Annotated in this window: 17 protein-coding genes and 1 riboswitch; of the genes, 9 read left to right on the forward strand and 8 right to left on the reverse strand. The window is 63.9% G+C overall.

The features are described 5' to 3' along the window. Nucleotides 1–23 precede the first annotated feature (23 nt). From BHMPCIPO_RS25720 to thiO, 4 genes are read right to left on the reverse strand one after another with little or no spacing between them, the layout of a single operon-like run. Nucleotides 24–629, reverse strand: coding sequence for a thiamine phosphate synthase (locus BHMPCIPO_RS25720; RefSeq protein ID WP_173519564.1), 606 nt, complete (start codon nucleotides 627–629; stop codon nucleotides 24–26). Further along, nucleotides 626–1,399 carry a thiazole synthase gene (locus BHMPCIPO_RS25725; RefSeq protein ID WP_173519565.1) on the reverse strand — a complete coding sequence of 258 codons (774 nt, stop codon included), beginning with the start codon at nucleotides 1,397–1,399 and terminating at the stop codon, nucleotides 626–628. Before BHMPCIPO_RS25725 ends, BHMPCIPO_RS25720 begins: the two co-directional genes overlap by 4 nt. A gap of 3 nt (nucleotides 1,400–1,402) precedes the next feature. Next, nucleotides 1,403–1,600, reverse strand: coding sequence for a sulfur carrier protein ThiS (gene thiS, locus BHMPCIPO_RS25730; RefSeq protein WP_173519566.1), 198 nt, complete (start codon nucleotides 1,598–1,600; stop codon nucleotides 1,403–1,405). Continuing rightward, a complete protein-coding gene (thiO, locus tag BHMPCIPO_RS25735) occupies nucleotides 1,597–2,568 on the reverse strand; it encodes a glycine oxidase ThiO (RefSeq protein ID WP_173519567.1) in 972 nt (323 codons plus the stop codon). Before thiO ends, thiS begins: the two co-directional genes overlap by 4 nt. A 156-nt stretch (nucleotides 2,569–2,724) precedes the next feature. Next, a riboswitch (TPP riboswitch) is annotated at nucleotides 2,725–2,845 on the reverse strand. A 459-nt stretch (nucleotides 2,846–3,304) separates the two neighbouring features. On the opposite strand from thiO, the gene bioB reads away from it, so the two are divergent. Genes bioB through bioZ form a run of 5 tightly spaced genes read left to right on the forward strand, consistent with a single transcriptional unit; the run spans nucleotide 3,305 to nucleotide 8,328 of the window. Then, complete coding sequence (gene bioB, locus BHMPCIPO_RS25740; protein WP_376741721.1) at nucleotides 3,305–4,300, forward strand: biotin synthase BioB; 996 nt, start codon at nucleotides 3,305–3,307, stop codon at nucleotides 4,298–4,300. After that, nucleotides 4,297–5,442 (forward strand): 8-amino-7-oxononanoate synthase, encoded by a 1,146-nt coding sequence (locus tag BHMPCIPO_RS25745; protein WP_173519568.1) that lies wholly within the window; start codon nucleotides 4,297–4,299, stop codon nucleotides 5,440–5,442. The genes bioB and BHMPCIPO_RS25745 overlap by 4 nt, the downstream gene beginning before the upstream one ends. Next, the gene (gene bioD, locus BHMPCIPO_RS25750) at nucleotides 5,439–6,077 is read left to right on the forward strand and encodes a dethiobiotin synthase (RefSeq protein ID WP_173519569.1); all 639 of its coding nucleotides are present in this window, start codon (nucleotides 5,439–5,441) and stop codon (nucleotides 6,075–6,077) included. Before BHMPCIPO_RS25745 ends, bioD begins: the two co-directional genes overlap by 4 nt. Further along, nucleotides 6,074–7,342 carry an adenosylmethionine--8-amino-7-oxononanoate transaminase gene (locus BHMPCIPO_RS25755; protein WP_173519570.1) on the forward strand — a complete coding sequence of 423 codons (1,269 nt, stop codon included), beginning with the start codon at nucleotides 6,074–6,076 and terminating at the stop codon, nucleotides 7,340–7,342. The genes bioD and BHMPCIPO_RS25755 overlap by 4 nt, the downstream gene beginning before the upstream one ends. Then, nucleotides 7,339–8,328, forward strand: a complete 990-nt coding sequence (bioZ, locus tag BHMPCIPO_RS25760) for a 3-oxopimeloyl-[acyl-carrier-protein] synthase BioZ (protein ID WP_173519571.1) — start codon at nucleotides 7,339–7,341, stop codon at nucleotides 8,326–8,328. The genes BHMPCIPO_RS25755 and bioZ overlap by 4 nt, the downstream gene beginning before the upstream one ends. Before the next feature lie 53 nt (nucleotides 8,329–8,381). Here the strand turns inward: bioZ and BHMPCIPO_RS25765 are convergent, their stop codons facing one another. After that, nucleotides 8,382–9,383 carry a LacI family DNA-binding transcriptional regulator gene (locus BHMPCIPO_RS25765; RefSeq protein ID WP_173519572.1) on the reverse strand — a complete coding sequence of 334 codons (1,002 nt, stop codon included), beginning with the start codon at nucleotides 9,381–9,383 and terminating at the stop codon, nucleotides 8,382–8,384. A 296-nt stretch (nucleotides 9,384–9,679) separates the two neighbouring features. Between BHMPCIPO_RS25765 and BHMPCIPO_RS25770 the strand changes: the two genes are divergently transcribed. The 4 genes from BHMPCIPO_RS25770 (at nucleotide 9,680) to BHMPCIPO_RS25785 (ending at nucleotide 14,033) form a co-directional block, all read left to right on the forward strand. Further along, nucleotides 9,680–10,612, forward strand: coding sequence for a sugar ABC transporter substrate-binding protein (locus BHMPCIPO_RS25770; RefSeq protein ID WP_173519573.1), 933 nt, complete (start codon nucleotides 9,680–9,682; stop codon nucleotides 10,610–10,612). A 215-nt stretch (nucleotides 10,613–10,827) separates the two neighbouring features. Further along, entirely contained in the window at nucleotides 10,828–12,393 is a 1,566-nt protein-coding gene (locus BHMPCIPO_RS25775; protein WP_173519574.1) for a sugar ABC transporter ATP-binding protein, read from the forward strand. 1 nt (nucleotide 12,394) lies between these two features. Beyond that, on the forward strand, nucleotides 12,395–13,408 hold the full coding sequence (locus BHMPCIPO_RS25780) for an ABC transporter permease (protein ID WP_246304563.1): 1,014 nt from the start codon (nucleotides 12,395–12,397) through the stop codon (nucleotides 13,406–13,408). A 154-nt stretch (nucleotides 13,409–13,562) separates the two neighbouring features. Further along, nucleotides 13,563–14,033 carry an RbsD/FucU family protein gene (locus BHMPCIPO_RS25785; protein ID WP_173519575.1) on the forward strand — a complete coding sequence of 157 codons (471 nt, stop codon included), beginning with the start codon at nucleotides 13,563–13,565 and terminating at the stop codon, nucleotides 14,031–14,033. Nucleotides 14,034–14,090: 57 nt separating this feature from the next. Here BHMPCIPO_RS25785 and ubiV read toward each other — a convergent pair whose 3' ends face one another. The 3 genes from ubiV to ubiT are packed head-to-tail and all read right to left on the reverse strand — an operon-like array spanning nucleotide 14,091 to nucleotide 16,529. Beyond that, a complete protein-coding gene (gene ubiV / locus BHMPCIPO_RS25790) occupies nucleotides 14,091–15,035 on the reverse strand; it encodes a ubiquinone anaerobic biosynthesis protein UbiV (protein WP_173519576.1) in 945 nt (314 codons plus the stop codon). Between the two features lie 7 nt (nucleotides 15,036–15,042). Beyond that, nucleotides 15,043–16,020, reverse strand: a complete 978-nt coding sequence (gene ubiU, locus BHMPCIPO_RS25795; protein WP_173519577.1) for a ubiquinone anaerobic biosynthesis protein UbiU — start codon at nucleotides 16,018–16,020, stop codon at nucleotides 15,043–15,045. Beyond that, nucleotides 16,011–16,529 carry a ubiquinone anaerobic biosynthesis accessory factor UbiT gene (gene ubiT / locus BHMPCIPO_RS25800; RefSeq protein ID WP_173519578.1) on the reverse strand — a complete coding sequence of 173 codons (519 nt, stop codon included), beginning with the start codon at nucleotides 16,527–16,529 and terminating at the stop codon, nucleotides 16,011–16,013. The genes ubiU and ubiT overlap by 10 nt, the downstream gene beginning before the upstream one ends. Nucleotides 16,530–16,615 lie beyond the last annotated feature (86 nt).

The following is a 16,615-nucleotide window of genomic DNA, read 5'->3' on the forward strand; positions in this document are numbered from 1 at the left end:
AGCACCTGCGATGTCAGGGAGGCTCAACGCCACCGCGCCGTACGTGCAATCCATTCGCGCGTCCGCCCTTCGGGATCGGCATTCAGCGTGATGTCGGTGACGACCGCGGCACTGTCGGCGCCATGCTCGAAGACGCCGGCAATCCGGTCGGTATTGAGCCCGCCGATCGCAATGAGTGGCAGCGGCGTGACGCGCTCCCGCCAGGCGGAGAGGCGCGGCAGCCCTTGCGGATCCCATTTCATCTGCTTGAGGATCGTCGGATAGATCGGCCCGAGCGCGACGTAGTCGGGCCTGGCGGCAAGGGCCGTCTCCAGTTCGGCCTCGTCATGGGTGCTGAGGCCGAGTTTCAGGCCAGCGGCGCGGATCGCGGCGAGATCAGCGTCGGCGAGATCTTCCTGGCCGAGATGGATGAAATCGCAGCCCTCTTCGATTGCGAGGCGCCAGTAGTCGTTGACGACGAGCTGGCAACCATGGCGGTCACAGATCGCCTTGGCCGCGCGGATCTCGTCGCGAAGCTCTGCATCCGGACGATCCTTGACGCGAAGCTGCACCAGCTTGACGCCGAGCGGTACCAGCCGCTCGATCCATGCCGCGCTGTCGACGATGAGGTAGAAGGGATCGAGCTTCACGCGAACACCGCCTTTCCGATGACGGGCGTGGAGGGTACGGCAAAATCGCGCGGTTCGAGCATGCCTGCCTCGAGGGCATCGCGTCCGGCATCGATCGCCCGGGCGAAGGCCGACGCCATGAGGGCCGGCTTCGCCGCTCCGGCGACGGCGGTATTGAGCAGCACCGCATCGAAGCCAAGCTCCATCACCGCCGTTGCGTGCGACGGGCGGCCAATGCCGGCATCGACGATCAGCGGCATATCCGGAAAATGGGCACGCATGGCTCTCAAGGCGGAGATGTTCTGTGGCCCCTTGGCGCTGCCGATCGGCGCGCACCAGGGCATCAGCACCCTGCATCCGGCTTCGACGAGGTGCTCGCCGACCACCAGGTCGTCGGTCGTATAGGGGAAGACCTCGAAACCTTCGGCTGAGAGGATGCGTGCCGCCTCGACCAACCCGAAGACATCGGGCTGCAGCGTATCCTGATGGCCGATGACTTCGAGCTTGATCCAGTTCGTGTCGAAGACCTCGCGCGCCATCTTCGCGGTCAGCACCGCCTCCGACACCGAGTGGCAACCGGCGGTGTTCGGCAGCACGCGCACGCCGAGCGCGCGGATCAGTTCGAAGAAGCCGCCGCCTTGTTTTCCGCCGGCGGTTTCGCGACGAAGCGAGACCGTGACGACCTCCGTTGCCGACGAACGAACCGCGTCTTCGAGGGAGGCAGGCGAGGGGTAGCGGGCGGTGCCCAGAAGCAGGCGGGAACGCAGTTCCTGTCCGTAAAGCGTCAGCATGGCTCAGCCTCCTTTCATCGGCGAGAGAATTTCGATCCGGTCGCGATCGTTGAGGGAATGGGCCGAACGGTCGGCCCGGTGCACCAGCTCGCCATTGACGGCGGTAGCAAGCCAATCCCCTTCGAAGTCGAGTGTCGCCAGAAGCTCGGCAAGGGTCGTGACTGCGAGGTCATGCTCCTCGCCGTTGACAATCAATTTCATGCGGCGTCTCCCTTCAGGTTCCAGGCAAGCGCAAGGTCCGCCGCTTCCTCGGCCAAGGCCGGCGAAAGCAGGAAGCCATGACGGTAAAGCCCGTTGAGCGCGATGGTGTTTCCGGCGCGATTGATGTGCGGCAGGTTGTCTGCAAAGGCCGGTCGGACGCCGGTGCCGGTTTCGAGAAGGCGCGCCTCGCCGAAGGCAGGGTGCAGCGCATAGGCGGCATTCAGCAACTCCATCAGGGAGCGGACAGTGATCGGACCGCCATCATCGGATTCGATCATGGTCGCCCCGCACATGAAGAGGCCGTTGCCGCGCGGCACGATGTAGAGTGGGATGCGCGGGTGGATGAGACGGACTGGCCGCGACAATTCCACTTCATCGCTTTGCAGGTAGAGCATCTCGCCACGTACCCCACGCAGTCCGGCGGTGCTGCTGATTCTTGCGGCGCCACGGCAATCGGCGATCAGATCGTAGCCGCCATCGCTATCCGTCTCGCCGATGAGGGCGACACCGCTTTCGACAAGCTTTTGCCTTAGCAAGGAAAGCGCTCGGCGCGGGTCGAGATGCGCCTCGCCCGGAAAAAACAACGCCTCCCGGAAGCGCCCGGCAAGCGCCGGCTCCAGCGCTGTGACCGCCTCGGCATCGAGCCACTCGAAGCCGGAGGTGCGTGAAGCGAAGCGTTTGAGTTCGCCGGCGTCGCGTGGCGGGGCGACGACGAGGGTGCCGTTGCGCGATACCTCTCCGGGAAGCGCCCGATCCCACCAATCGATGGCGGCTATGCCGCGTGTCAGCACCGGTTCCTCGGCGCTCTCGCGCTCGCACCAGGGCGCAAGCATACCGCCGGCAAACCAGGATGCGGCCCCGCCGAAGTCTGGCTGCCGCTCCGCAACCGTCACTTCGACGCCTCGGGCGGTCAATTCATGGGCGAAGGCCAGTCCGACGACGCCGGCGCCTTTGATGAGGGCGCGCATGGTCAATGCGCCCAGCCGCGGCCAGCGGGACGTGTGATGGGAAAAGTCGCGGTGAAGATACGCATTGCCGAGGCTCCATTATTGGAGACCCAGTTCGACCGGAAGGGAGGGAAGGACGCCTTGCCGAAGTCTGTACGCGCGAACGCGACGATTGCGGCAGCGATGTCTGCACCGTCCCTACGCCAGTATGAACTGGATCAGGTTCAACGGGTCACTGCGCTGCGCAAACCGCCTAGCAGAATCTCAGCCCCTTGCCGGGACACCCCTGGTGAATGCGTTAAACTGACCGGCAGTGTCGGTCCTTGTCAAGGCCTGCCGTCTTCTACACGATGGGTAGAATCCCGGCTGAAAAAATAATCTATAAAATTGCCGCCGAGAGATGACGCGTGCGCAGCGAGTTGTCACTTGCGGCTTGCCGGGCGAGCAATCGCCCGGTTCGGAAACGCTGCAAGCCGCAAAAGCGATCATTCAAATCGGATATCACTCGCTGATCGCTGCATTTCGTCGGGTGCCGCCATCGTTAAGCATTTGCAGTGCGTTCCGGCATCCTCCGCTATTTCTGCTGGCCCTAATCGAGTTGCATTCTGCGCCCACTGGTTGAATATTTCCGTCGGTTTTTCCGAGGGGTGGTTGCTTGCTCAAGAATGAGAAGAAATTATAGATAATATCAGAATCTATCTATATTGCTTCGCGAAGCCAGAGGGAGTGAGCAGCAGTGCTGGATGCAAACATATCGATCGAGCCGACTTCGAACACCGTCGAAACCACCGAAAACCGGTGGGATCTCGCCGAAGCGCAAGAAATCTATCAACTGCCGTTCAACGACCTGCTGTTTCGCGCCCATTCCATCCATCGCTCCCATTTCGATCCCAACGCCGTCCAGATGAGCCGACTGCTCTCGATCAAGACCGGGGGCTGTGCCGAAGATTGCGGTTATTGCAGCCAGTCGGCACATTACCCGACCGGGCTCAAGGCGTCGAAATTGATGGAGGTCGAGCGCGTTCTCGCTGAAGCGCGGAAGGCAAAAGACGGTGGCGCGACGCGCTATTGCATGGGCGCCGCCTGGCGCAGTCCGAAGGAGCGCGACATGGAGGCGATTGTCGCCATGATCAGCGGCGTCAGGGCACTCGGCATGGAGACCTGCATGACGCTCGGAATGCTGACACCCGCCCAGTCCGAGCGTCTCGCGGACGCCGGGCTCGACTACTACAACCACAATGTCGATACGTCGGAGCGGTTCTACAGCGAGATCATCACCACCCGCACCTTCGCCGATCGCCTGGAGACGCTCGCCAATGTCCGCGACGCCGGCATCAAGGTTTGTGCCGGCGGCATCCTCGGCATGGGCGAAACCGTTGACGACCGGGTCTCGATGCTGGTGACGCTCGCCAACCTGCCGGTGCCGCCTGAAAGCGTGCCGATCAACATGCTGATCCCCATCCCCGGCTCGAAACTTGGCGATGCAGCGCCGGTCGACCCGATCGATTTCGTCCGCACCATCGCGCTCGCGCGCATAATGATGCCTAAGTCCCATGTGCGCCTCTCGGCCGGCCGCACCGACATGAGCGACGAGATGCAGGCGCTCTGTTTCTTCGCCGGCGCCAATTCGATCTTCGTCGGCGAGACGCTGCTGACCGCCGACAACCCGGGCGAGGACCATGATGCGGGCCTCTTCCGCCGCCTCGGGTTGGAGCCGATGGCGCTTGCCGCAAAAGAGGGCGCTGCCGAATGACCGCGAGCCTCGTCACCTGCCACGCGAAGACGCTACACGGCCTCGAACGCAAGGGGCGCCGGCGTGAACTTGTCGCCGGGGGTGGCATCGACTTCACCTCCAACGACTATCTGGCGCTTGCCGGGTCGCCGCGGTTGAAGGCCGCGATCACCGCTGCGATCGAGCGCGGCGTGCCGGTCGGGTCTGGCGGCTCGCGGCTCCTGCGCGGCAACCATGCGGAACACGCGGCGCTGGAGGCAGAGGCAGCCGCCTTCTTTGGCGCGGAGAGGGCGCTCTTCTTCGCCAGCGGCTATGCGGCCAATGCCGCCTTGTTTTCGACGCTCCCACAGCGCGACGACATCATCGTCCACGACGCCTTGATCCACGCGAGTGCCCATGAGGGTATCGCCGCAAGCAGGGCCGGTGCGGTCGCGGTCAAGCACAACGACGTCGATGCCTTCGCCGATGCGATCGGTATCTGGCGCCAGCGCGGCGGCATGGGGCATCCCTGGATCGCCGTCGAAAGCCTCTATTCGATGGATGGCGACCGGGCGCCGCTTGCGGATCTTGCGGCACTTGCCGCGCGGTATGATGGATTTCTGGTCGTCGACGAAGCGCATGCGACCGGTGTTTTTGGACCGGACGGCCGCGGTTTGGCCGCGGAATTGGAAGGCCGACAAAATCTCGTCGTGCTCCACACCTGCGGCAAGGCGCTTGGCGTCTCCGGTGCGCTGATCAATGCAAATGCGGTGCTGTGCGACTACCTCGTCAATCGCGCCCGCAACTTCATCTATTCGACGGCGCCTTCGCCGCTCACTGCCGCCGCCGTCCGCGAGGCTCTGGTGACGCTCGTGGATGAGCCTCGGCGCCGGGCGGAGTTCGATGATCTCCGGACCTTCGCCAATCGAGCATTCACTGACACCCTCGGCATCGAGGGTAGTGGCTCGCAGATCCTTCCGGTCCCGGTCGGCGACAACGGTTGCGCCGTACGAATTGCCGCGCGCATGCGCAAAGAAGGCTTCGACATCAGGGCCATCCGTCCGCCGACCGTCCCAGAGGGGACCGCGCGGCTCCGGATCGCGATTACGCTGAACGTCGACCGTCCGACGATCGCGAATATGCTGGAGCGCTTGACGGCCGCAATGGCGCAGGAGCGGCCATGATGCCCCGTTTCGTCGTCACCGGCACGGACACCGGCATCGGCAAGACGATATTCTCTGCGGCGCTGACCGATGCGCTTTCCGGCAGCTACTGGAAGCCAGTACAGTCGGGGCTCGACGGGGAGACCGACAGCGAGGCCGTAGCACGGCTCGGCAGGGTTCCACCCGAACGGATTCTGCCCGAGGTCTATCGGCTCATGACTCCGGCCTCGCCACACCTGTCGGCACGGATCGATGGCGTGACGATCGTGCCTGACAGCCTCTCGCCGCCGGCAGTGAACCGACCGCTGGTGATCGAAGGGGCCGGTGGGCTCCTCGTGCCGCTCACCGAGCGGGTGGTCTTCGCCGACGTGTTTGCGCGCTGGCAGATCCCGGTGATCCTCTGTGCCCGCACCGGGCTCGGCACGATCAATCACACCTTGTTGTCGCTCGAGGCACTGCGTCGCCGTGCAATCCCGCTCCTGGGCGTCGCCTTCATCGGCGACGAACAGGCGGACAGCGAGGCGATCATTGCGGAACTGGGAAAGGTTCGGCGGCTCGGCCGGCTGCCGCGGCTCGATCCGTTGACCCCGGATCGCCTGCGACAGGCCTTTCGCGAAAACTTCGACATCGACTGCTTCCATGAGGTGACGGCATGAGACGATCTCCGGTCTGGCACCCCTTCACCCAGCATGCACTGGAGCCGGCGATGCGACGCGTCGTCCGGACCGAGGGCGCCTATCTCATCGATGAAGACGGGGCGGCGATCCTCGATGCGATCTCGTCCTGGTGGGTCATCACCCACGGCCACCGGCATCCCGCCATCATGGAAGCAATCCGCGCGGCCTCGCAAACCTACGATCAGCTCATCTTTGCTGAGTATACCCATGCGCCGGCAGAAGAACTGGCGAGCAGGCTGATCGAGATTGCGCCATCTGGGCTCGCCCATGTGTTCTATTCCGACAGCGGCTCGACCGCGGTCGAAGTCGCACTGAAGATGGCACTTGGTTTCTTCCACAATCTCGGCCGACCACGGAACCGTATCTGCGTTCTCGAAAACGGCTATCACGGCGACACGATCGGCACGATGTCGGCGGGAGAAAGGGGCGTCTTCAATGCGCCTTACGCACCGCTGCTCTTCGCCGTCGATCGGCTGCCGTTTCCGGAGCCGGGCAAAGAGCAGACGACGCTGGATGCCTTCGAGGCGGCCTGCGCCTCCGGCGAGGTCGCGGCCCTGTTGATCGAACCGCTGCTTCTCGGTGCGGGCGGCATGAGGACCTACCCGGCTTCGGTCCTTTCCGAGTTGAAAGGGATCGCCGAACGGCACGGCAGCCTGTTGATCGCCGACGAGGTGATGACGGGATGGGGAAGGACGGGCAGCCTGTTCGCTTGCGAGCAGGCTGGCATCACGCCCGACATCCTTTGCACCTCGAAGGGGCTGACCGGTGGCGCGTTGCCGCTGGCGGCGACGCTCTCAACGGCTGAGATCTTCGAGGCACATCTCTCGACGGATCGACGCAAGACCTTCTTCCATTCGAGTTCCTATACGGCCAATCCTATCGCCTGCGCTGCAGCCGTCGCCAATCTCGCCGTCTGGAAAGAGGAGCCTGTGCGGGAACGCATCGACGCGTTGACGGAGCAGCAGCGTCGGCATGTCGCGCGCTTTGCCGAAGATCCCCGCTTCAGCGGTACCCGCCAGCTTGGTACGATTGCCGCCCTTGATCTCAAGGTTCCAGCCGCCGGTTATCTCTCCGAGGCCGGCCCGCGGCTCAAGGCGTTCTTCCGCGAGCGCCGTCTGCTGATCCGCCCGCTGGGCAACGTCATCTATCTGATGCCGCCCTATTGCGTCACTTCCGAGGAGCTCGACCGGGCCTATGGAGCGATCGACGAGGCGGCTTCACTTTTCGCGGCTGGGCGGCTGTGAGGGTCGCGCGCTCATCCCGTCTTGTCGGTTTCGGCCATGCGGTGCCGGCGCGGCGTGTTGAAAACGCCGAGATCGAAACACAGCTCGGTCTCGATCCCGGTTGGATCGAGCGCCGTACTGGCATTCGCGAGCGGCGTTGGGTCGAGGACGGCGATACGCTGACGGGTCTGGCAGCGGCAGCCGGGGCCGCGGCGCTCAGTGACGCTGGTTTGCCCAAGGGCGACGTGGCCCTGACCCTGCTCGCGACCTCGACGCCCGATCATCTCCTGCCACCTTCGGCGCCGCTTCTTGCCCATCGGCTCGGGCTGGGCCGTTCGGGCGCGATCGATCTGGCCGGGGCATGCTCGGGCTTCCTCTACGCTTTGACACTCGCCGACGGCTTCGTCCGTTCGCAGGGAAAGCCTGTGCTGGTGGTGGCGGCCAACATTTTGAGCCGGCGCATCAATCCGGCGGAAAGGGCAAGCGCCGTTCTCTTTGCCGACGCGGCCGGTGCCGTCGTCGTTACGCCTTCCGATGATCCGCAGACCGGCTTGCTTGGTGTTGATCTTGCCGCCGACGGCAGCCGTTACGACCTGATCTCCATCGCCGCCGGCGGCAGCAGCCAACCGTTCTCGCCGGGTATGCCGCCCGAGGATTTCCTGATGACGATGCGTGACGGGCGGGAGATGTTCGCCCGGGCGGTGGAGATGATGGCGTCCTGTGCCAAGCGCGCCCTGGATGCCGCCGGCTGCAGTCCAGAGGAGATCAGCCGCTTCGTGCCGCACCAGGCCAATGCCCGGATCTTCGACGTCGTCTGCGATCGCCTTGCCATCGAACCGGCAAGAACGGTGCGCACCATTGCGGACTATGGCAACTCTTCCGCCGCCACGATCCCGCTCTCGCTGTCGCTGGCGCACGAGGTAAAGCCGTTCGCTCGCGGCGAGAAACTGCTGTTGACGGCGGCGGGCGCCGGGCTCACTGGAGGTGCGGTCGTGCTTGGTTTCTAGCGCAATTCCAGGAAGACCGTTTCACACTTTTCCTCATCCCGTCTCGCCTTGCCTCAGGGGACGGGTGGTGCCGCGCAGGATCCGCGCTCGATAAGCACGGGCCGCAGCTTGTATTCTTCTTGCAGCGCGTGGCTGCCGAGCACGCCCTCGAGTGCCAGCCGGGTGATCTCGGCGATCGGCTGGCGGATGGTCGTCAGGCGCGGCAGCACCAGCGAGGCGAGCGGAATATCATCGAAGCCGACGATCGAAAGGTCTGTCGGCACGCGCAGGCCCATGTCGCCGGCGGCACGTAGAAGGCCAATCGCCTGCTGGTCGCTGGCGGTGGCGATCGCCGTCGGGCGGGTTGCGTCTGCTTGCGTCAGCAGCTTCTTACCAAGCTCCTCGCCCGAGCGATAGTCGAAGTGACCTTCGACGACTTGCGGCGCGACATACTCACCGGGATTCGTCTCCCGAAACTCGTCGAGGCGTCGCAGAAAGCCTTCACGGCGTTCGGCCGAGACGTCGGTCGAGTTCGGCCCGCTGATATAGCCGATGCGCCGATGACCAAGGGCCAGTAGATGGTCGGCGGCGAGATAGCCGCCCTCCCGGTTGTCGACCGCGACAAGCGCGTGCCCGCTCAAGGGCCGGTCGATCGTGACCGTCCGCGTGCCCGAAATCAGGCCGTCAACGAGGCTGTTGCTGACGGGGACGAGGATCAGGCCGGCCGGCAGGCGCCCGAGCAGTGTCTCAATCTGCTGCTTCTCCGCTTCCGGGTCGTCATGGGTGTTGGCCAGCAGAACCGAATAGCCCTCAGCAGACGCGAGCATCTCGACGTGTTTGGCAAGTTCGGCGAAGAAGGGGTTGGTGATATCAGGGACGACGAGGCCGATGATGTCGGTCTTGTTGAGCCGGAGACTCCGCCCGAGGATGTTGGGCCGGTAGCCGATCGCCTCGATTGTCGCTTCCACCTTGGCTCGAATGTCCTCGCTGACAGTCTTGTTCTTGGCGAGCACGCGCGAAACGGTGCCGACGGAGACGCCGGCACGCTGGGCAACATCCTTTATCGTCGGGTTCAAACGATCGCTCCCGGTGTCGTGCGTTGGATCGGCTGCAGATAGAAAATTATGCAGCGGATCAAAGTCTTACAGCATTACTCGCGTCCTGGCCGACGGGCAGCTGATTTCCTCTTAAATCAGAGAATGCCGCGAACCGGTAGCGGCTTCCAGCACAAAATTCACAATGATGAAACGTTTCATATTGACAGTCACGATGTGTTTCGTTCTTCTAGCGACCGAAGCACCTCACGCTTGCCCGCGTGATGAAACGTTTCATCGATGGTTGGAGGACCATCTTTTCACCGGAGGAAGAACCCATGAAATTTTCACGATTCGCATCCATCGTCGCGCTCACCGTTGCCACTGCGCTGCCGACGATCGCCGTGGCCGCCGACAAGCCCGTTGTCGGCCTCGTCATGAAGTCGCTTGCCAACGACTTCTTCAAGAACATGCTCGAAGGCGCCGAAGCACATGCGAAGAAGCGCGGCGACTATGAGCTCAAAGCGATCGGCATGCAGAACGAGACCGATTTCGAAAGCCAGCTGAACGGCGTCGAGAACTTCATCACCCAGGGTGTCGATGCGATCGTCATTGCGCCTGCCGACTCCCGCGCCATGGTTGCGCCACTGAAGAAGGCAATGGACGCCGGCATTGTCGTCGTCAATTTCGACGTCTCGCTCGACGAGCAGGCGAAGAAGGATGCGGGCATCGATCTCGCCTTTGTCGGGCCCGACAATCGCGGCGGCGCCAAGATGGTCGGCGATGCGCTTGCCAAGGATCTCGGCGCCGGCGCAAAGGTCGTGATCCTCGAAGGCAACCCCGGCGCCGACAATGCGGCGCAGCGCAAGCTCGGTTTTGAAGACGCGATTGCCGCCGGCAAGCTCGATCTTCTCGACTCCAGAACGGCGCACTGGGAAACCGAGGAGGCGAACGCCGTCTTCTCCACCATGCTGACCGCCCATCCCGATATCCAGGGCGTTCTCGCCGCCAACGATTCCATGGCGATCGGTGTGGTCAAGGCGCTTGATGCGGCCGGCCGTAACGACATCAAGGTCGTCGGCTTCGACAACGTGCCGGCGGTTGCTCCCATGCTGAAGGACGGCAAGTTGCTGGCTACGGTTGACCAGTTCGGTTCGCAGATGGCCGCGAACGCGATCGATAAGGCGCTCGAAGTCGTTGCCGGCGGCCCCAAGCTCGAAGGCTGGGTCAAGACCGATATCGAGCTCGTGACCAAGGACAACGTGAAATAGCCCAACACCGCTTCGAACCGCGCCGGGCGATGCCCGGTGCGGCTACTGTATGTTCCTTAAATCTGATCCGATTTAAGGAACAACATGCAGCATTTCAAAGTGCTACAGCGACCTTGCCCGTCCAATGAGACGCGCGGCGCTGTAGGCAGAGGCAGCAGTCCACAGGGTAGCGAACGGCTTCCGGCTCGCACTGCTACGTTTCAAAGGGCTAGATCATGATCAACGCGGAAACCGTGCGCGCGCAGGCGGCCGGCGTTTCAACGCCGCCCGTTCTGGAGTTGCATGATGTCAAAAAGTCCTTCGGCGGCACCAGGGCGCTGAACGGCGTCAGCCTGTCCATTCAGCCGGGCGAAGTGCATGGACTCATCGGCGAGAACGGCGCCGGCAAATCGACCCTGATCAAGGTTCTCTGCGGCATCGTTCGTCCGGACGAGGGCGCAATCAACCTTGCCGGCCGGCCTTATATGCCGACCACGCCGCGCGAGGCCAAGGTCAACGGCCTTCAGGTGGTGCACCAGGAGTTCAACCTGCTGCCCTATCTGTCGGTGGCGGAGAATATCTTCATCGAACATCTGCCGCGCAATGCGCTCGGCATCGTCAAGCGGCAGGAGATGCATGCCGGTGCACGGGCCGCGCTTGACGCCATCGGGCTCAGCGATATCGACGTGCACTGGCCGGTCGAGCGGCTTGGCATCGCTCATCGCCAGCTCGTCGAGGTGGCGCGCGCGCTGATGACGGAAAGCCGCATCCTCATCCTCGACGAGCCGACGGCAACGCTGACAGCGCGCGAGACCGAGCGGCTGTTCGCGATCATAAACGACCTTCGCAGCCGCGGCGTTTCGATCATCTTCGTGTCGCATCACCTCGACGAGGTCTTCCGTATCTGCGATCGGGTGACGGTGTTGCGCAATGGCGAGACGGTGTTTTCGCGGTCGATTGCCGCCACCAGCCAGGACGAGCTGGTGCGCGCCATGGTCGGCAGGAAGCTGCAACAGCAGATGGCAAGCGAGATTGTCTCGCTTGCCCGGCCGGAAGAAGCGCTGTCGCTCGTCAACTTCCGCCATCTGCAATCGCCCCATGCTCACGGCATCTCACTTCGGTTGCATAGGGGCGAAATCCTCGGGATCGCCGGCCTCGTCGGTTCGGGGCGCACCGAGCTGCTGCGTGCGATCGCGGCGGCGGAACTGCCACTCTCCGGCGAGCTTCGCCTCGAAGGTGCGCCCATTTCCTTCCGCTCGCCGCGCGAGGCGATCAATGCCGGCATCGGTTTCGTCACCGAGGACCGCAAGGAGGAGGGGTTGATCCTCAATATGCCGATTGCGGCCAATGTCACGCTCGCCTCCCTTGCGGACGTGTCGCGTGCGGGCATCCTCGACGCGAAGGCGGAGATCGCGGTGACGCAGAGGCTCGGCGCCGAGCTGAAGCTGAAATATGGCGGCCCTGGCAAGAATGCCGCGACGCTTTCGGGCGGCAACCAGCAAAAGGTGGTGCTCGCCAAATGGCTGGCGCGCAACCCGAAGGTGCTGCTGCTCGACGAGCCGACCCGGGGCGTCGACGTTGGCGCAAAGGCCGAGATCTATGCGCTGATCCGCCAGTTCGCCGAACGCGGTCTGGCGCTGCTGATCGTCTCGTCCGAGCTGCCGGAATTGATGACGCTGTCGGACCGCATTCTCGTGATGTCGCAGCACCGCGTCGTCGGCGAACTGTCGCGGCCGGAATTCTCCGAAGAACGGATTCTGCAATACGCCTACCAGGGCGAACAGCAACAGGGGAGGCACTGAGATGCAAGCACTCGAAAAGACCCAAGTGACCGAAACCGACGACACGCGCCGGCTGGCGGGCTGGTCGCCAAAAGTGCTTCTGCGCGACGCCGGCATCGGTCTGGCGCTGCTGCTGCTGATCGTCTTCTTCTCGGTCAGCACCGAGCACTTCCTGACGCCCAACAATATCTCCAACATCCTGACGCAGATCACCATCAACCTGATCCTCGCTGTCGGCATGACCTTCGTCATCCTGATCGGCGGCATCGATCTCTCCGTCGGCTCGATGCTCGCCTTCTGCGCCGTCGTCGGCGGCACGGTTCTGACGATCCCCGATCTCTCGGTGTTCCAGGCGGTGGCGCTCGCGACGCTTGCGGCCATCGGCACCGGTGTCGTCTGCGGTTTCCTCAATGGTTGGATCAGCGCCTTCTGGGGGCTGCCCTCGTTCATCGTCACGCTCGGCATGCTGAATATCGCGCGCGGCGCGGCGCTGCAGGTCACGGATGCGCGGACGATCTACTCCTTTCCGCCGAGCTTCAACGCCTTCGGCTCGCAGATGATCTTCGGCGTTCCCGTGGTCTTTCTGATCGCGCTCGTGCTTGTCGCGATCGCCTGGTTCGTGCTGTCGAAGACAGTGTTCGGCCGGCTGCTCTACGGCATCGGCAACAACGAGGAGGCCGTGCGTCTCGCCGGTCATTCGCTGATGTTCTACAAGGTGGCGGCCTTCACCATCGCCGGCGCCCTGGTGGGCATCGCCGCGATGGTCTACATGGCGCGCCTCAACATCGCGAGCCCGATCATCGGCATCGGCTTTGAGTTGAATGCGATCGCGGCCGTCATCATCGGCGGAACGAGCCTCAACGGCGGCCGCGGCACGGTGATCGGCACGTTGCTCGGCGCCTGCATCACCGGGGTCCTGGCCAACGGCCTGATCCTGTTCGGGCTCAGCGACTTCATGCGCCAGATGATCACCGGCGTTGTCATCATCCTCGCCGTCATCATCGACAAGTATCGCGAGCGGCTGACCGGCGTCTGAGACGCGGGCAAGGTGTCGGCGGCCTGCCGCCCGCTCCAACGACGACAAACGATCACGCGCGCGGTGGGCCGACGAGGCTCGCACGCGGCGCCGTCTCGCGCCCGGATCTCCGGGCGGAAACAAGCTGAAAACAAGCTGAGAAAAGGATACGCTGATGCTCAAGAACATCGACCCGGCGCTGAACGCGGACGTGCTGCACGCGCTGCGCTCGATGGGCCACGGAGACCGGATCGCGCTCGTCGATGCGAACTTTCCGGCCGACACGATTGCCCGCCACACCCGGCTCGGTTTGCCGCTGCACATTGCCAATGTCTCGGCGGCGCGCGCGGCGAGGGCCGTGCTTTCGGTCATGCCGCTCGATACCCCGCTGCAGCCCTCAGCAGCAAGGATGGCGGCTGAAATCAAGGCAGGCGAGTTGCCGGATGTCCAACGCGAGGTGCAGGCCGAAATCACGCGTGCAGACGGCGACGCACCGAAGATGTATGCGATCGAGCGCTTCGCCTTCTACGAGGAGGCAAAGCGGGCCTATTGCGTCATCGTGACCGGTGAAGCTCGCGCCTATGGCTGTTTCCTGTTCACCAAGGGCGTGCTGCCGCCCGCCAGCCATTGGGACGAAGCAATGTGACTGAAGCCGGCATCGCTGTTTCGTCGTCGCGCACCGCGATTGCACTCGGCCCGTGGCTCATGCAACCGGGAACTCCGCGGATATAGGCACCTTGACCCAGGCCGCTCCCGTCTGGCCGTGGTGGAAGCCGTTGGAAAATGGGATGCCCGGATAGACGGATTCGAGCCGTGCCAGGCTTTCACCGATGGTACGCCGGCCGGCAATCGCGTCGTCGTAGATTTCGGCGACGGCGACCATGTCGCAATCCTGTGGCGACAACCGGATCCGGGAGACGCCGGCGGCGGCCAGTTCGAGGAGTTCCTGCATCAGCGTCTGGCAGGTGTGCGACATGGTCTGCACACCATTGAGGGCCAGGAAAGGCTGGCGGTCGAGCGTCTCGACGGTCAGGCCATCCGTGTCTTGGCCACAGATGAACTGGCAATTATCCTTGATCAGGCCCTTGGAACGGGCATGGGCGCAGCGCGCCGAGATCGCCAAGGGTACGCGGCCGAAGGCGAAGACCTCGAAAGCGACGCCCGGATTGTCCTGAATGATGCCTCGCACCGATGCCATCGGCAGCTCCGGCGGCAAACAGATGCTCCTCGCCCCCCGCGATGCCAGCAGCCTTGCCGTGGCGCCGTTGTAGACGTTGACCAGCGGTCCGATCGAATGCGGCTTGCCGGCAAGCAGGTGCAGGGCGGATAGGTCGTTGGCCTCGATCGGATGGGCGCTGTCACGCACCAGTCCGCGCACAAGCTGGCTCTCTCGCTCCAGCGTCACGAGCGCCAGCGAGGCGAGGCTCACCTTTTTGCCGGCGCTTTCCAGCCGTTCGATGACATCGCCGAGTTGCGGTTCGATGAAATGTAGTCGCTTCGAGCAGACGGCCTCGCCGATCGTTACCTGGGCGATCGGCGCCTCGTCGGCAATGCGGAAGTAGAAGTCGCGCCACTTGGGGCCGTCCCAGAGATAATAGATCGGGCCGAGGCTCAAGGCCGGTTTGGATGGGCTGACGGACGTGGTCATGGGCCGGTTACCTCCAGCGCTTCTCATAGGCGCCTGTTGTCGTCTTTTGGCCTTCGCTCAGAGCTTTCAGCCGCGATACAAGCGCGGGCCGTTCGGCGGCGCCGGCGGTCAGCGCCCGCCGCATGACCGAGACGACCTCGGCAACATAAGCCTTGCCGCGCTGCCGCCCTTCGATCTTCAGTGCGCTGACGCCGGCGCTGCGCAGCGCATCGATATGGTCCATGACGTCAAGCGAGACCGGATCCTCGAAGGCGTAGCCGCGTTCCTCGGCAATGTCGAAGCGCCCCTTGCAGAGCGTCGGATAGCCCGCGGCCTCGCCGGCCGGGAAGCGGTTGATCGTGTAGTCGCCGAGCTCGGAGACGAGTTCGCGCCCGTCCTGGCGGTAGCGCACGTGGCTGGCGGGCGAACAGACGCCGTGCATGTTGGGCGACTTGCCTGTGGCGTAGGACGAGAGCGAACAGCGCCCCTCGGCCATCACGCAGAGCCCGCCAAAGGCGAAAACCTCGATCTCGCAATCGATCTGATTGGCAAGGCGGGCGATGTCGGCGATCGTCAGTGTGCGCGGCAACACGACGCGTTTTGCCGCGAAAGCCTCGACGAGGAACCGCACGGCATCGGCATTGGAGGCGGAGGCCTGCACCGAGACATGCAGCCGCTGCTGCGGATGGCGCTCGACCGTGTAGGCCATCAGGCCGAAGTCGGCGAGGATGACGGCATCGGCACCGAGTGCCACGGCGTCGTCAACTGCCTGGTGCCAAAGTGTCTCCTGGCCGGCGCGCATGAAGGTATTGATCGCAATGAAGGTCATCACCTTGCGCTGCTTGGCATAGGCAATGGCCGTTCGGAGTTCCTCTCGCGAAAAGTTCAATCCGGGAAAATTGCGGGCGTTTGTCTCATCGCGAAAGCCGCAATAGACGGCGTCGGCGCCGGCATCGACGGCTTCGCGGAAGGCGGCCGGCGTGCCGGCTGGGCAGATCAGTTCCATTGGGAAGTCTCCTCCTTGAGAACGCGGCCAAGTGCGCGTTCACGGATCTCCTCCCCGGCGCGGCGTACGAGTGGCGCGAGCGGCCCGCTCATGCGCGCGAGATCGTTTGGAAGATCTATTTCGCAATCGTCGAGGGCGTTGCGTAGCGCCAGCATCGCCTCCATGTCGCCGCTGACCGTGAGATCACGGGAGAAGAAGACGGCGTCGCCATCGATGCGCCCTTCGAGCAACGCCAGCAGCAGGACGAATTCGCCTTCCATGCGGGCGTCTGACGCGGGCGCGCGCTCCTTGCGATGGACGGAGATACGCCGCACCGACGGCTCGACCAGAAAGCCGATCGGCAGATCAGACGGCAGGAAGGCGTAGCGCTTGGCGGCATGGTCGGCGAGGCGATCGAAGAGGCCGGGATGGGCCGCGATCACGCGGGCAAAGACCCGTTGCACCACGCTTTCGATGGCGACGAGGGGAACGAAGCTCAGGGGTGCGGTGATCGCGAGCGGAAGGGTCATTTACTACCTGTGGGGCGGCCTGCGGAGCGACGGAATCGGAAGGTGATGCGCATGTTAGACGCCCGCCGCCCGCGGTTGTTTGCGCC

The organism is Ensifer sesbaniae, assembly GCF_013283665.1.
Taxonomy (GTDB): Bacteria; Pseudomonadota; Alphaproteobacteria; order Rhizobiales; family Rhizobiaceae; genus Ensifer; species Ensifer sesbaniae.

Coding starts and splice junctions, on each gene's coding strand:
- thiO (WP_173519567.1), bottom strand. CDS start 2,568: ATGCGCGCCCTCATCAAAGGCGCCGGCGTCGTCGGACTGGCCTTCGCC.
- thiS (WP_173519566.1), bottom strand. CDS start 1,600: ATGAAATTGATTGTCAACGGCGAGGAGCATGACCTCGCAGTCACGACC.
- BHMPCIPO_RS25745 (WP_173519568.1), top strand. CDS start 4,297: ATGACCGCGAGCCTCGTCACCTGCCACGCGAAGACGCTACACGGCCTC.
- BHMPCIPO_RS25755 (WP_173519570.1), top strand. CDS start 6,074: ATGAGACGATCTCCGGTCTGGCACCCCTTCACCCAGCATGCACTGGAG.
- BHMPCIPO_RS25770 (WP_173519573.1), top strand. CDS start 9,680: ATGAAATTTTCACGATTCGCATCCATCGTCGCGCTCACCGTTGCCACT.
- BHMPCIPO_RS25775 (WP_173519574.1), top strand. CDS start 10,828: ATGATCAACGCGGAAACCGTGCGCGCGCAGGCGGCCGGCGTTTCAACG.
- BHMPCIPO_RS25780 (WP_246304563.1), top strand. CDS start 12,395: ATGCAAGCACTCGAAAAGACCCAAGTGACCGAAACCGACGACACGCGC.
- ubiV (WP_173519576.1), bottom strand. CDS start 15,035: ATGACCACGTCCGTCAGCCCATCCAAACCGGCCTTGAGCCTCGGCCCG.
- ubiT (WP_173519578.1), bottom strand. CDS start 16,529: ATGACCCTTCCGCTCGCGATCACCGCACCCCTGAGCTTCGTTCCCCTC.
- BHMPCIPO_RS25785 (WP_173519575.1), top strand. CDS start 13,563: ATGCTCAAGAACATCGACCCGGCGCTGAACGCGGACGTGCTGCACGCG.
- BHMPCIPO_RS25725 (WP_173519565.1), bottom strand. CDS start 1,399: ATGCTGACGCTTTACGGACAGGAACTGCGTTCCCGCCTGCTTCTGGGC.
- ubiU (WP_173519577.1), bottom strand. CDS start 16,020: ATGGAACTGATCTGCCCAGCCGGCACGCCGGCCGCCTTCCGCGAAGCC.
- bioD (WP_173519569.1), top strand. CDS start 5,439: ATGATGCCCCGTTTCGTCGTCACCGGCACGGACACCGGCATCGGCAAG.